This is a genomic window from Cobetia sp. BL01 (assembly GCF_056493605.1).
This window is the reverse complement of sequence record NZ_JBVBEE010000010.1, coordinates 17,060-30,286: the sequence shown is the minus strand read 5'-3', so window position 1 is coordinate 30,286 and position 13,227 is coordinate 17,060. Positions and strand designations below refer to the sequence as shown.

The 13,227-nt window shown below is 64.6% G+C and carries 13 protein-coding genes; 6 read left to right on the top strand and 7 right to left on the bottom strand.

Annotation, left to right across the window (positions count from 1 at the left end; translation table 11 throughout):
* The first annotated feature begins 41 nt into the window (after positions 1–41).
* Positions 42–1,133: a TRAP transporter substrate-binding protein gene (locus ACZYGA_RS14810; RefSeq protein WP_479399476.1), complete on the top strand. Its 1,092-nt coding sequence runs from the start codon at positions 42–44 to the stop codon at positions 1,131–1,133.
* 160 nt (positions 1,134–1,293) lie between these two features.
* Here the strand turns inward: ACZYGA_RS14810 and ACZYGA_RS14805 are convergent, their stop codons facing one another.
* Positions 1,294–1,824, bottom strand: coding sequence for a chalcone isomerase family protein (locus ACZYGA_RS14805; protein ID WP_258038368.1), 531 nt, complete (start codon positions 1,822–1,824; stop codon positions 1,294–1,296).
* Between the two features lie 169 nt (positions 1,825–1,993).
* Positions 1,994–2,794, bottom strand: a complete 801-nt coding sequence (thiD, locus tag ACZYGA_RS14800) for a bifunctional hydroxymethylpyrimidine kinase/phosphomethylpyrimidine kinase (RefSeq protein WP_077379570.1) — start codon at positions 2,792–2,794, stop codon at positions 1,994–1,996.
* 138 nt (positions 2,795–2,932) lie between these two features.
* Between thiD and ACZYGA_RS14795 the strand changes: the two genes are divergently transcribed.
* Together ACZYGA_RS14795 and ACZYGA_RS14790 are read left to right on the top strand one after the other, a co-directional pair.
* A complete protein-coding gene (locus ACZYGA_RS14795; protein ID WP_136939553.1) occupies positions 2,933–3,364 on the top strand; it encodes a YqaA family protein in 432 nt (143 codons plus the stop codon).
* 216 nt (positions 3,365–3,580) lie between these two features.
* Positions 3,581–4,804 (top strand): patatin-like phospholipase family protein, encoded by a 1,224-nt coding sequence (locus ACZYGA_RS14790; protein ID WP_077379571.1) that lies wholly within the window; start codon positions 3,581–3,583, stop codon positions 4,802–4,804.
* Positions 4,805–4,814: 10 nt separating this feature from the next.
* On the opposite strand, the gene ACZYGA_RS14785 is transcribed toward ACZYGA_RS14790, so the two are convergent.
* Complete coding sequence (locus ACZYGA_RS14785) at positions 4,815–5,603, bottom strand: pseudouridine synthase (RefSeq protein ID WP_284729105.1); 789 nt, start codon at positions 5,601–5,603, stop codon at positions 4,815–4,817.
* A gap of 3 nt (positions 5,604–5,606) precedes the next feature.
* Entirely contained in the window at positions 5,607–7,541 is a 1,935-nt protein-coding gene (locus tag ACZYGA_RS14780) for an ABC-F family ATP-binding cassette domain-containing protein (protein ID WP_084209506.1), read from the bottom strand.
* Positions 7,542–7,647: 106 nt separating this feature from the next.
* On the opposite strand from ACZYGA_RS14780, the gene ACZYGA_RS14775 reads away from it, so the two are divergent.
* Both ACZYGA_RS14775 and ACZYGA_RS14770 read left to right on the top strand, forming a co-directional pair.
* Positions 7,648–8,253 (top strand): TIGR02444 family protein, encoded by a 606-nt coding sequence (locus tag ACZYGA_RS14775; RefSeq protein ID WP_479399474.1) that lies wholly within the window; start codon positions 7,648–7,650, stop codon positions 8,251–8,253.
* A 133-nt stretch (positions 8,254–8,386) separates the two neighbouring features.
* Positions 8,387–9,094 (top strand): BamJ family beta-barrel-assembly machinery protein, encoded by a 708-nt coding sequence (locus tag ACZYGA_RS14770; RefSeq protein WP_077379579.1) that lies wholly within the window; start codon positions 8,387–8,389, stop codon positions 9,092–9,094.
* A 424-nt stretch (positions 9,095–9,518) separates the two neighbouring features.
* Here ACZYGA_RS14770 and ACZYGA_RS14765 read toward each other — a convergent pair whose 3' ends face one another.
* Together ACZYGA_RS14765 and ACZYGA_RS14760 are read right to left on the bottom strand one after the other, a co-directional pair.
* Positions 9,519–10,178: an SCO family protein gene (locus ACZYGA_RS14765; RefSeq protein ID WP_479399472.1), complete on the bottom strand. Its 660-nt coding sequence runs from the start codon at positions 10,176–10,178 to the stop codon at positions 9,519–9,521.
* A gap of 58 nt (positions 10,179–10,236) precedes the next feature.
* Positions 10,237–10,830, bottom strand: coding sequence for a hypothetical protein (locus ACZYGA_RS14760; RefSeq protein WP_077379583.1), 594 nt, complete (start codon positions 10,828–10,830; stop codon positions 10,237–10,239).
* A gap of 228 nt (positions 10,831–11,058) precedes the next feature.
* Here ACZYGA_RS14760 and ACZYGA_RS14755 point away from each other — a divergent pair, with 228 nt between their 5' ends.
* Entirely contained in the window at positions 11,059–11,988 is a 930-nt protein-coding gene (locus tag ACZYGA_RS14755) for an AEC family transporter (protein WP_077379585.1), read from the top strand.
* Between the two features lie 240 nt (positions 11,989–12,228).
* Here the strand turns inward: ACZYGA_RS14755 and ACZYGA_RS14750 are convergent, their stop codons facing one another.
* Positions 12,229–13,137: a putative RNA methyltransferase gene (locus ACZYGA_RS14750; RefSeq protein WP_479399470.1), complete on the bottom strand. Its 909-nt coding sequence runs from the start codon at positions 13,135–13,137 to the stop codon at positions 12,229–12,231.
* Positions 13,138–13,227: the final 90 nt, after the last annotated feature.

Genomic DNA, 13,227 nt, shown 5'->3' with positions numbered 1-13,227 from the left:
ATACCACCCGGCGCTGATGGAAATCACACAAGGAGAACAAGATGACGATGCAATGGAACCCGTCACACGAGCAGAATCGCGAGACGCCCAGAACTCCTGTTCACCTTTCTCGTATTGCCGCGCTCCTCAAGGGAGGCGCCCTCACGGCCGGCCTCGGCATGGCGGCACTGGCCTCCGCGGGCGTACAGGCTGACACCTGGCGTTTCGCGCTGGAGGAAGTCTCCGGCAGCGTGCAGGATGCCTACGCTCAGGAATTCAAGAAACGCATCGAAGAGGCCTCCGGCGGTGACATCGATGTCGAGATCTACCCCTACGGCGCGTTGGGTACCTCCTCACAGCTCACCGAACTGGTGCAGAGCGACGCCATCCAGCTGACCTTTGCGTCACCGGGTCACCTGGCCTCGGTGATTCCTGAATCAGGCGTCTTCACGCTGCACTTCCTGTTCTCCGACGACAATGCCGTCAATGAAGAGGTGCTCGGCAACTCCAAGGCCATCGACATGCTGTCCGAGGCCTACACCGAGCAGAACCTTCAGCTGCTGGGCGTGATTCCGGAAGGCTGGATGGTCTGGACCGGCAATCGTGACATCGAGACGCCTGAGGACATGAAAGGCTTCAAGATTCGCACCATGACGTCACCGATTCTGGTGGAGAGCTATCGCGCCTATGGCGCCAACCCGACGCCGCTGCCGTATTCGGAGGTCTATTCCGGACTGCAGCTGGGGCAGATAGACGGCCAGGTGAACCCGGTGTTCGCCATTCAGGAAATGAGCTTCTATGAAGTTCAGGACTACATGATCCAGGCCAAGCAGGCGCAGTTCATCACCACGCTGGTGGCCTCCAGCGATTTCTATTCCGGTCTGGATGACGAGCAGCAGCAGATGCTCGACAAGGTCACCAACGAGATGCGCCCGTATATCTTCGAGAAGCAGGAGGAGTACAACGCGGACCGTCTCGAGAAGATCAAGCAGGACAGCGACATCAAGATCATCACGCTGAACGACGAGCAGCGTGAAGCCTTCCGTCCGGTCGGCGAGAAAGGCTGGGAGGTCTTCCGGGAGCAGGCCGGCGAGCGCGGCAGCAAGATCCTCGACACGCTGCAGGCCGACATCAAGGCGGCAGAAGCCAAGTAAGCCGCAGCATTGGCCAGCGAGTTGCCACGGGAGACCTTCCTGACGGCAACGATGGCCGTGTCAGATGACAAGACGCCCCTGCCGGGTAACCGGCAGGGGCGTCTTGATGAGGCAAGGCTCGCCATGGGCGCGAGTCGCCCGGAAGTTCAGAGGCTGACGGCTAACGCCCCAGCAGTTGTGAACGAAAGTCGTCGCGCGCGGGGGAGTCGCCAAGCCAGATCGCGAACACCCCGTTGGCCAATGCCAGCGAAGCGCTCTCGAAGAGCAAGGTATCGTTGAGCGCCAGCGTCAGCCGTCCCTTGCCACCCTCCTCTGCCTGCCATTCCAGCGCATAGCGATCTCCCGGCGACACGTCCCGATAGGCTGCATTGAAGCGCGACAGCTCCGCCTCGATCGCCGCGAAATTCGCTTCGGAAAGATTCTGGCGCACGCCCCTGGTGGTCGCCTTGGCGAAGTCAGCCGCCTCGATGGCATGGAAATACTCCAGCACCAGACGTCGCGAGACATCGCTGAGTGGTGCAGGCCGCGGCCGCCGGGCATCCTGATAATAGCCACCGACGTAGGCGTCCCATACCAGATAGGTAAACAGCCCGGTACCGATCAGCTCAAGCGGCTGGCCGCCTTGCGTCTCGGCCTGATCCGCGAAGGTCACTCCCTGTATCTCGGCGGCAAACGCCCAGGAGGGAAGCATGGCAAGCCCTCCAGCCATCAGGCTGGTGCGCAACCACCGAGACGAGAAAGCCCTTGGCAAGGGCAGGCGAATCCGGGAGCGGGACATGGCATCGACTCTTCAAGGAAGTGACAGGGAGGCGTTCCTCTCACGCGCGAGGGGTCAGCTCAGGCTCTCGCGACGCACGGTCTCACCAGAGTGCGTGAAAGTGGTGCACGGGGCCACGCCCCTTGCCGACATTCAGCTGATCCGAGGCACGCAGCGCCCCCAGCAGCCATTCCCGCGATTCCTCCACGGCTCTCGTCAGTGACAGCCCCTGCGCCAGGCGCGCCGTGATCGCCGAGGACATCGAGCAACCGGTGCCGTGCAGGTTGTCGGTCTCGATCCGAGGCGCGCACAGCCATTGCTCACCGGCATCACTGACCAGCAGGTCATCGCAGGCCTGGCCCTCCAGTGCGCCCCCCTTGATCAGGACAGCATTGGCACCGCGTGCGCGCAACTCCCGCGCGACCTGAGGCATGTCCTCCCGCCCGATCAGACGACGCTCGCCCAGCAGCACCGCCGCTTCATGCAGGTTGGGCGTGATGATGTCCGCCAATGGCACCAGATGCTCTGCCACCGCCTGGATGGCCGCGTCATTGACCAGCGCATCGCCGCTCTTGGCCACCAGCACCGGGTCGAGCACGATCCAGCGCGGGCGGCGCTGACGGAGCCTGTCCGCCAGCAGCTCCACGACAGCCGGGTCCGCGACCATGCCGATCTTGATGGCGATGATATCGAGATCATCCAGCACGGCATCCAGCTGTGCTCCGATGAAGGCGCACGACACCGGCTCGACGCTGCGCACGCCACAGGTATTCTGGGCGGTCAGTGCCGTGATCACGCTGGCTCCATACGCCCCCAGCGCGGAGAATGTCTTGAGATCCGCCTGAATGCCGGCCCCGCCCGATGGGTCTGAGCCGGCAATCGTCAGGACGCACGGAATATGCATGCACGAGACTCCCGGAAAATGACATGAATTTGCCAACAGCATACCCGAGCGGCGAGGGGAAGAAAGCCACCCAGCTGCCTCACCCTCGGCTCGGCCCCTGCGGATCAGGAAAATCGCGGCATGGATGACGTGGTCGCCCTGCTGTCGCTGGGCCTGATAGCACTGGCCAGCGCCACGCTGCTGCCGGGCGGGTCGGAAGCCGCATTGGCGGGGCTGTGGTGCGAGGGGGTCGCCCCATGGGCGCTATGGCTTGCCGCAACGCTTGGCAACACGCTGGGCAGCCTGATCAATGTCGCCCTGGGACGCGGTGCACGGCGTCTGCGGACTCGTCGCTGGTTCCCGGTCTCGCGGCGAGCGCTGGCGCGCGGCACGCTGTGGTATCGCCGCATCGGTGCCTGGAGCCTGCTGCTCAGCTGGGCCCCCGTGATCGGTGACCCCTTGACGGTGCTGGCAGGCGTCTTCCGCCTGCCCTGGTGGAAAAGCGTGCTGTTGATTCTGGTCGCCAAGGGCGGCCGCTACGCCCTGCTGCTGGTGATCGCGGACCACTGGCTGACCCCCTGGTGTACGTGAATCACCCGTCAGGCCACGCGCGCGCAGGCCGCCCATGCACGAGCCACAGGAGCCACAGGAGCCACAGGAGCCACAGGAGCGTGCTATGCTGACAGCTGCTATGCTGCACTGCACAATTCGTGTTCGCTTTCATTGCCACAAGCCGATCACCTGCCAATCAGGTAGCCGAGGCCGTGCAGGCCATCAGCGTGGCGCTACCGGAAAGGAGAAGGTTTCATGCGTGATACATCCTGCGACTTCTGCGCTGACGCGCTCAATATTCTGGTCCTGCAAGGCGGCGGTGCCCTTGGCGCCTACCAGATCGGCGTGTTCGAGGCACTGGCAGAGGCCGGCATCCAACCCGATTGGGTCGTCGGGACCTCCGTCGGTGCCATCAATGGCGCACTGATCGCGGGCAATCCGGATGGCGAGCGCCTCAAGGCCCTCGAAGCGTTCTGGTATGGCATCGCGCAACCGGCCAACAGCCTCGGGCCGGCCTTCCACCCCTGGGAGCGCAGCGTCGCGCGCTCCTCCGCCATGCTGTGGGGTATCCCGGGCTTCTTCCGTCCGCGCCCCCTGTGGACAGTTCCCATCTGGCAGAGCTTCTTCGGCGAACCGCCCAGTCTCTACGACACCGAACCGCTGGGAGACACCCTCAATCGCCTGGTGGACTTCGAGCGCCTCGACGCCCGTCACCCGGAGAACGTGCGGCTATCGGTCGGGGCGGTCAATATCGGCAGCGGCGCATTGCGTTACTTCGATTCGTCACAAGAGGCGCTGGATCACCGCCACATACTGGCCAGTGGTGCCCTGCCGCCGGCATTCCCGCCGGTGTGGATCGACGGTCAGGCCTACTGGGATGGCGGCCTCTACTCCAACACGCCGATCAGCTGGGTGCTGTCGGAGCGCGCGCACAGCGAGACGATCGTCAACTGCTACGTCATCGACCTGTGGAGCGCCTACGGGAAGGTGCCGGAAACCTTGCAGGAAGCCCAGCTACGCGAAAAGGACATCCAGTACTCCAGCCGCGCCGGTGAGCATCTGCATCTGATGGAAGAGAATCAGGCACTGCGCATGGGCCTGGAGCACCTGGCCGACCTGCTGCCGGAAGACCTGCGCCAGTCTCAGGAAATACACGACATCCTGGCCATGACCCAGCAACCGTCCATCAATGTCGTGCGTCTGCTGGCGGCGGCCCGCCCCGACGAGACCTCACTCAAGGATATCGATTTCTCGCGTGCGACCATCGATTCACGTCGTCGCAGCGGCTATGGGGACATGCATGAGGTGCTGAACCGCTGCGAGCAGTTCGATCCCCTGCCGCGCAACATCGGGGTCATCGTCCGCAACTTCACCCGCAACTCGCGGGGTGAGCTGATCAGCCTGTCAGCCCCGGATGTCCCCCCGACGGAGAGCGAAGAGGAGGATGAGGGACTGCCGAGCCAGGCCAGCGGCCGCTGAGGCAGCGGCCTCACTCATGTGCCAGCGCCGCGCCGAGCCGCAGGCACTCGTCACGCGTCAGCTCCCGCCAGTCCCCCGCCGCGAGCTCGGTGACACTCAGCCCCGCCACCGACTCGCGGTGCAGCCACACCACGCGATTGCCCAGAGTGCGCCACAGTCGCTTGACGTGATGGTGGCGCCCTTCGTGCAGTGTCAGGCGCGCCTCGTCCGCGGCCAGAAACTCGAGCTGCGCGGGCAGCGTCGGCCGAGCGTCATTGGCGAGCAGGACGCCCTGCGCCACCCGCGAGATCGCCTCGGCCTGCGCCGCCTCCGACAGCGGTTGCTCCAGCCCCATGCGGTAGCGCTTGGCGGGCCCATCCAGTCCGGCATCGCTGATGCGTGACGAGACATCACCGTCATTGGTCAGCAGCAAGGCGCCGGTCGTGGCGCGATCCAGTCGTCCGACGTGATGGATTTCCTCGAGCCAGCCGTCATCCTCTCCACGTGATTCAAGCGAATCGCGCAGCACATCGATGACGGTGGGATGTTCCGGGTCATGACAGGCCGTCACGACCCCGGCAGGCTTGTTGAGCAGCACATGGCGTGGACGACGTGGCGCCTGCAGGCGTATCTCGCCTGGCGGCGCGTCATTGTCCGCCAGCGTATCGGCTGTCAGCGCGATGGCATCGAAGGGACCGACCTCGTGCAGCGGATCGCGGACCGTCTGGCCATTGATCCGCACACGCCCCGCCGCCAGCGCATGCAACGCCAGGCGGCGATTGAGCTGCGGCTGGCGCGTCAGCCAGCGATCCAGCCGCATGCTTCAGTCCGCCGCCTTGAGCTGGGCTTCCATCTCTTCCAGCGCTTCCTGGGCCTCGAACCATTCGGCTTCGGCGTCCTCGAGACGTCCCTTGATCTCGCCCTGACTGGCCAGCAGCCGGGTCAGTTCGCTCTTGCGGTCCGCCTCATAGAGCGTGGCATCGCCCAGCGCTTCCTCGACCTTGTCCAGCTCCCCCTGCGCCTTGCTCATCTTCTGCTCGGCCTTGTCGCTGAGCTTCTTGAGCGGGCGCAGCTTCTCGCGCAGCTCGGCGGCCTGACGACGCGCTTCCTTGCGGTCAGGCGTGCGCGTGCCCTCGCTGCCAGCCTCGGCATCCTTCTGGGCGCGCGCCTCACGCCGCTCACCCTCGACCCGCGCCTTGAGCCAGGCACGATAGTCGTCGAGATCGCCATCGAAGGGCGTCACGCGGCCATCGGCGATGCACCAGAATTCATCCACGCAGGCGCGCAGCAGGTGGCGGTCGTGGGAGACCAGAATCACGGTGCCCTCGAAGGTCGCCAGCGCATCGGTGAGCGCCTCGCGCATGTCGAGATCCAGGTGGTTGGTCGGCTCATCCAGCAGCAGCAGATTGGGCTTCTGCCACGCGATCAGCGACAGCGCCAGGCGTGCCTTCTCGCCACCGGAGAACGATTCCACCGAAGCGTACACTTCATCCCCATGGAAGCCGAAGCTGCCGAGGAAGGTGCGGATCTCCAGATCCCCGGCCCCCGGCGAGAGACGCAGCACATGATTGAAGGGAGTCGAGGTCAGGTCGAGCCCATCGACCTGGTGCTGGGCGAAGTAGCCGATGGCCAGATGCTCGCCGGCGGTGCGCTGGCCTTCGACCAGAGCCAGTTCACCGGTGAGCGCCTTGATCAGGGTCGACTTGCCCGCGCCGTTGGGGCCGAGCAGGCCAATGCGCTGGCCCGGCAGCAGCGAGAAGCGCACCCCGGACAGCTGCGGCGGCTGACCGGGATAGCCGATCACCGCACGGTCCAGTCCCAGCAGCGGATGGGAGATCTTGTCAGAGCAGGGAATCGTGAAGTGGAACGGCGAATCGGCCTTCACCGCCGCCGTCTCCTCCATGCGCTCCAGCATCTTCAGGCGACTCTGGGCCTGGCGTGCCTTGGTGGCCTTGGCCTTGAAGCGACGCACGAAGTCCTCGATCTCGGCGCGACGCGCCATGGTCTTCTCGTGCTCGGCCTGCTCACGCACCAGGCGCTCGGAACGCGTTCGCTCGAAGCGGCTGTAGTTACCCTTGTAGACCACCAGCTTGCGACGATCGAAGTGGATGATGTGATCACACACCGCATCGAGGAAGTCACGGTCATGGGAGATCAGCAGCAGCGCACCGGGGTAGCGTGCCAGCCATTGTTCCAGCCACAGCAGCGCATCGAGATCCAGGTGGTTGGTCGGCTCATCCAGCAGCAGCAGGTCAGACGGCGTGAAGAGGGTGCGCGCCAGATTGGCCCGCATCCGCCAGCCCCCCGAGAAGGCCGCCAGCGGCTGACTGAGCTGGGCCTGGCGGAAACCGAGCCCGACCAGCAGCTGCTCGGCACGCGCACGCGCGGTGTAGCCATCGAGGGTGTCGAAGTGAGCGTGCAGCTCGGCCTGACGCTGATGCTCGCCGCTTTCTTCGGCGGCGGCCAGAGCCCGCTCCGTCTCGCGCAGCGCGTGATCCCCGTCCATGACGTAATCGACGATCGGGCGCTCCAGCGCATCGATTTCCTGTGCCATGTGCGCGACCCGCACGCCACCGGCCAGCGAGACGCTGCCGCTGTCGGGGATCAGCTCACCGAGAATCAGCCCGAACAGGCTGGACTTGCCGGCCCCGTTGGGGCCGACGATGCCCGCCTTGTGACCGGCATGCAACGTCAGGTCCGCTTCGTCGATCAGCGGGGCTCCGCCGCGTTGCAGGGCGAGCTGGCGCAGTGCAATCATGACAACCTCGATCAGAAAATCCGGGGGCGTCGGCTCCCGCGCGCAGCATGCATGACCGCCGTGAACCACAGGCTTGACCGCCATGAGCCACAGGAAAGCCGACTTGATGGGCGCACATTCTACCGGATTGTGGGACTACGCGCTGTCCCTCTACGCACAGCCTGCTCCTCAGGGCCTGCCCTACGACCAGGAAGATGGCGCAGGGCCGACTGACGTGATGAGTGCCTGTCTGCTGCTGCAGGACGAGGCCGGTCTCGATGTCTGCGAGCTTCTATGGATTCACTGGCTGGCCGCACGCGGTGTGGCGCTGGGTGCCTCGCCGTGCCTGCTGCTCGGTGAGGTGCGTGACTGGCAACGCGGGATGACCGTGACACTGCGCGAGCGTCGCCGACAGCTCAAGCAGCGCCTGACGGAGCCAACCGACACGCGAAGCGCGGCCACCACGCGCCGGCTGGAAACGCTGTATCAGCAATTGAAGGCCTGTGAACTGTCGGCGGAGCAGGGAGCGCTGGCACGCTTGGAAGCCCTCAGCCCTCCGGCCCATGCTCCCACGTCACCTTTCATGTCATGCCATGACCCCCGACGCGCCTTCCTGCAGTCGCTGCGACAGCTTACCGGTCAGGCGGCGCTCGACGAGGGCGACGACAGCATCGCACGTGCCCTGCACCTGCTGGCCACGAGCCGCGCCGGGCGAAGCTCGTCTCAACCCTAATGGCAGATGCGGAACTTGTACGCGACTGTTAGAGTCCCAGTAGCACCGGAGCATCAGCATGGTCATGCCACGCTGCGTGCCGCATATGCGTTTCGGGCCCGTCTCAGGCCCATCCCATCCTGAAGGAGTTTTCATGAAACAGCTGGTTAGTGCCGTCGCGCTCGGCGCCCTCCTGGTTACCCCGTTCAGCTTTGCCGCCGACGACAGCCTCTCTGACGACCAGGCACAGCTCAGCTACGGCATCGGTGCGACACTGGGCAAGAGCCTGTCTCAGGACATCACTGATCTTGACCTGGATGCCTTCACGCAAGCCGTGCGTGACGTCTATGCCAAGGGCGACATGAAGATGAGCGATCAGGAAATTGCCGATGCGCTCTCGAAGTTCCAGCAGAAGAAGATGGAAGAGCAGCAGCAGATGGCCGAACAGCAGGCGGCCGACAACAAGGCGGCCGGTGACAAGTTCCTCGCCGAGAACGCCAAGCAGGATGGCGTGAAGACCCTGGATTCCGGCCTGCAGTACAAGGTGCTGAAATCCGGTGACGGCGAGAGCCCGGACGCGGAAGACACCGTCAAGGTGAACTATGAAGGCAAGCTGCTGGACGGCACCGTCTTCGACAGCTCCTACCAGCGTGGCGAGCCGGTCAGCTTCAAGGTCAACCAGGTCATCAAGGGCTGGCAGGAAGCGCTGCAGGAAATGAGCGTCGGGGATACCTGGATGCTCTACATCCCGGCCGACCTCGCCTACGGCAAGGCTGGCACTGGCGGCCCGATCGGCCCGAACGAGACGCTGACCTTCAAGGTCGAGCTGCTCGACGTGACCAAGGCAGATGCCGCGAAGTAATCCCTGACGCGCGAATGCGCGCCGTCAGCCAGAAAAAAGCCGCCCTCAGGGGCGGCTTTTTCATTGTACAGGAGGCATCCCGCGACGGGTCAGGCAGCGTGAAACGGGCCTCCAGGTGAGCGATCTGCCTGTGGATAATTCTGTGGGGAAGCTATTAACCACAGGTTGACAACCGGCCGTGATACATGGCAACTCAGCGGCCGTCAGGGGTGGCGGCAAAGTGAACACTGACTCCCGAAATCGGCAATGTACGCCTTAACTTATTGATTTTGTTGAGATACAAAAGTCTACCTTCAAAAACAGCAGGTTGCTGAAAGATGGCGGAATGATTATCCACAATTCTCGTCACAGGCTCTTGCCAACTTGTGGACAATGTGTATTTCCCTCGTGTCCGAGACGCACATGACAGCACGACAAGGAGACGTCAGGGAGCGGTCTCGTTCAGCACGCGAGTCAGGCCGGCCCGAATGCCGGCCGCGCCTGGCGTGAAGGGAATGCGATCGTAGATGCGCCCCTGCGCGGAGACGAGATACAGCGCCGCACCATGATCCACGGTATAGCCCAGCGCGGAATCCGGGGCATCGACACGCCGATGACTGACCCCGTAGCGACGCGCGATCTCGGCCAGTTCGGTATCGCTGCCCGTGACCCCGATGAAACGCGGACCAAAGTGCCCGGCATAGGTGGCAAGACGTGCTGGCGTATCACGCTCAGGGTCCAGAGAGACAAGCACCGGTACCACGCGAGCGGCCGCCGACGCCGGCAACTCGGTCAGCACCTGGCGCAGGGCCGCCAGCGTCATCGGGCAGACATCCGGACATTGGGTATAGCCGAAATAGAGTGCCACCACCGGCGTGGCATCCGGTGGTGCGGCCTCCCCCATGCTGACCTCGGCGAGCCGGAAGTCGCCCCGTGCCGATGTCAACTGGATGGGCCCGCCAAGGCTCGCCCACGCCTGCATGCCGGACACCGGCGCCGACGGTCGGTGAAGGGCCTGCCATGTCACCCCCGCGCCCACCAGTGCCACGACACCCACCACGCCCAGCATCAGCCAGCGCAGGGTCTGCCTGTTCTCCTCCTGCATGCCTGGACTCCTTGTCAGTGGTGGCCTGCCGGTCAGACGCCTCACGCCTCGCCGCGCGCTAGCTGTCTCGCCGGACGCTTCTTTCGTCAGGGGAGAACAGCTGGTTGACCGAGCTTTCGAGCTGCTCCGCCGTGGAGGCAGGCGGATGGCTGTCAAAGTCGAACCAGCTGCCCAGGCGGCCACGTTCAGTGGTCACGATCACCTGTGCTCGCCATGCCATGGTGGCACTGCTGCAGAAACCGAGCTGTCCTTCCCCCGACCAGTGCTGACGTGCCTGCGTCGGCGCATCCCGGGTGGTCAGCAGACTGCGCTTGACCCCCATGTCCATGTGGCGACCGATGAAATCGACCTCCACGCCCTCGGGTGCCACATCTTCCGTGATCACCCGGATACCCAGCGGCGTCAGCGGGCTGATGTCACCATCGAGTGCGAGCGTGATACGCCCGAAGCGCCCCAGCTCGGCACTGCAGGGCGCATGGCTGAGTTCGCAGGACTGGTTGGGGGCGAACCAGGTGACCTTGCCGTTGCTGCCGTCACGTACAAGGTAGTAGTCGATCAGGTAATAGAGCGATACGACGATGGTGAGCAGCGTCACCATGATCAGCAGGTTGAGCAAGGGCGGGCGGGCATTTTCTTCTTCGGCGCGATACATGGCGGTTCCGATGACAATCCGGCAGCACGCCGGAACAGGAGGAGACAGTCGCGTGGCAAACAGGCCGACAGGCTAAGACACATGAATGAATGCGCAGGTGAGCCACTCATGACAAGCTTATCAGGCCCCCCGGCGGGCGCAGCCGCCGAGACATCGTGTCACGTCGAGGCACGAGACGTTCTTGGCCACGACGCCCCATCCGCACCGTGAGCACGTCCAGGAGACAGAATGGCAAGTGTACAACAGGCGCTCGGTCCTCTCTTCCTGCTCATCGTCGCGGGCGCCTTGCTGGGCTGGAAGCGCTTCCCGGGCGAGGGGTTCTGGAGCGAGCTGGAACGCCTCATCTATTACGTGCTGTTCCCTGCCATGCTGATGTCCACCCTGGCGCGCGCTGACATGGCCAGCGTCCCGGTCATCCCTCTGGCCTGCGTGATGCTGGGCTCGATGCTGCTGTTCGCTGCCGCGCTGTGGCTGGGGTGGCGTCATGCCCCCGACTGGCTGAGCCGCCAGCTGGGCGATGCCGCGTCCTTCACCTCACTCTTCCAGGGCAGCATCCGCTTCAACAGCTACGTCGGCGTGGCCGGCGCGGCAGCGCTGCATGGCAGTGCCGGTGCGACCGTCGCGGCGGTGGCGCTGGCCCTGATGGTGCCAGCGGCCAACCTGCTGTGCGTATTGGCGTTCATCGGTGCCGGCACTCTGGGTGACGGCGGACTGCTGCGCTCACTCAAGGCGCTGACCCGCAACCCTCTGGTGCTGGCCTGCCTGGCGGGAACGGCGCTCAATCTCAGCGGCATCGGCCTGCCGGGCTGGAGCGGTGATGCACTGACATTGCTGGGGCGCGCGGCGTTGCCACTGGGGTTGGTGGCGGTAGGCGTGGCGCTGCGACCACGAGTACTGATGAACAGTGGCAGCGTGGCATGGCTGGCGAGTCTGCTGAAGCTGCTGGCGATGCCGGCATTGGTGGTGGGGCTGTGCGCCGGCGTTGGCCTGACTGGCGTGGCACGCGATGTCGCCATCCTGTTTGCCGCGCTGCCCACTGCTACGTCAGCCTACATTCTGGCGCGCCAGCTGGGTGGCAATGCCGAACTGATGGCGGCGCTGATCACCGCGCAGACGCTGCTGGCGATGCTGACCCTGCCCCTGTGGCTGGCGACATGATGGAGGCTCCGTCGCGGCTCGCGACCTGAGGGCTCTCGGCATGAACCGCACACAAGAAAAAGGGCATCCCAAATGAGGATGCCCAAGACCGTGACTAGCTTGATGAGGAGAAACTCCGCAGCGGGGGCCTGACTCCGCCGCCGCGGATGGGCTTGCGCCCTGCGATGTCTGCCCGGACACCGCACAGACAAGATAATCATTCTCATTTGCTTTTGCAAGCCAAATGCGAAGAATTTCTATTTACGCCGCGCCTTGTGCCTCCTCTCGCGTGAACACCCTCAGTTCCGCGTGCAGCTCGACCGCCAAGGCCGTCATGGCTTCGGCTCGTGCCAGACCATCACGCTCGGCACGATACAGATGCGGGGTCATGGTCAGCAGATCCCAGATCTGCTCATTGCTGGTCAATGAAAGCCCTGCATGCAGATGCTCGACCTCCCCCTCCACCACGAAACCTGCGGCTTCGGCGGCCATCACCCCGGCCTCGCCACGCGCGGGCTTCAGCTCCCGGTAGAGAATTCTGCGCAACGCCAGCAGGTGCTCGGCTCCCGCCTCCAACAGCACCACATGGCCCCCGGGCTTGAGCACACGCGCGAACTCCTGCCAGGCGGGGAAGCCGAAGGCGCAGATCACCACATCCACACAGGCGTCTTCCAACGGCAGTGCCGCGTTGGTGCCCACCAGCCAGGCGGCATCGCGTGACTGCTTCGCTGCCGCCAGCACCGCGTGCTTGGAGATATCCAGTCCCGCCGCCGTCAGCGAGAGCTGCTGCTCATCGGCAGCGCCTGCCAGCTGACGCAGATAGAAGCCTTCCCCACAGCCGGCATCCAGCACGGCCAGCGCACTTGCCTGCCCTGCCAGCGCCAGCACTCGTCGTGCCAGCGCCGAGGCGAGAGGCTGATAGCCACCGAGGGCGAACAGCCGCTGGCGAGCGCTGACCATCGCCTTGCTGTCACCGGGGTCCAGACTGCGCTTGCGCTGCACCGGCAGCAGATTGACGTGCCCCTGACGCGCGATATCGAAGCGATGGCCATCGGCGCAGCACCAGCTCTGGCCATCTCGCATCAGCCGCTGGGCATCCAGTGGGCAGGTCAGGGTCGTCAGTGGCGTCATGGTCGGCCGGTCAGCCGGTTCAGGGGTGGGCGTCGTCATGGTCATCAGCTCTCGAGACGAGGTGGGAAGAGAAAGGCAAAAGCGGCGGGTCTCAGACGCAAGCGGCCACCCGAAGGCGGCCGCGATGCA

Excerpts from the sequence above, each read along its gene's own strand:
- ACZYGA_RS14760 (WP_077379583.1), bottom strand. The coding sequence starts at position 10,830 with ATGTATCGCGCCGAAGAAGAAAATGCCCGCCCGCCCTTGCTCAACCTG.
- thiD (WP_077379570.1), bottom strand. The coding sequence starts at position 2,794 with ATGCATATTCCGTGCGTCCTGACGATTGCCGGCTCAGACCCATCGGGC.
- ACZYGA_RS14790 (WP_077379571.1), top strand. The coding sequence starts at position 3,581 with ATGCGTGATACATCCTGCGACTTCTGCGCTGACGCGCTCAATATTCTG.
- ACZYGA_RS14765 (WP_479399472.1), bottom strand. The coding sequence starts at position 10,178 with ATGCAGGAGGAGAACAGGCAGACCCTGCGCTGGCTGATGCTGGGCGTG.
- ACZYGA_RS14775 (WP_479399474.1), top strand. The coding sequence starts at position 7,648 with ATGGGCGCACATTCTACCGGATTGTGGGACTACGCGCTGTCCCTCTAC.
- ACZYGA_RS14785 (WP_284729105.1), bottom strand. The coding sequence starts at position 5,603 with ATGCGGCTGGATCGCTGGCTGACGCGCCAGCCGCAGCTCAATCGCCGC.
- ACZYGA_RS14755 (WP_077379585.1), top strand. The coding sequence starts at position 11,059 with ATGGCAAGTGTACAACAGGCGCTCGGTCCTCTCTTCCTGCTCATCGTC.
- ACZYGA_RS14770 (WP_077379579.1), top strand. The coding sequence starts at position 8,387 with ATGAAACAGCTGGTTAGTGCCGTCGCGCTCGGCGCCCTCCTGGTTACC.
- ACZYGA_RS14750 (WP_479399470.1), bottom strand. The coding sequence starts at position 13,137 with ATGACGACGCCCACCCCTGAACCGGCTGACCGGCCGACCATGACGCCA.
- ACZYGA_RS14810 (WP_479399476.1), top strand. The coding sequence starts at position 42 with ATGACGATGCAATGGAACCCGTCACACGAGCAGAATCGCGAGACGCCC.
- ACZYGA_RS14805 (WP_258038368.1), bottom strand. The coding sequence starts at position 1,824 with ATGCTTCCCTCCTGGGCGTTTGCCGCCGAGATACAGGGAGTGACCTTC.
- ACZYGA_RS14780 (WP_084209506.1), bottom strand. The coding sequence starts at position 7,541 with ATGATTGCACTGCGCCAGCTCGCCCTGCAACGCGGCGGAGCCCCGCTG.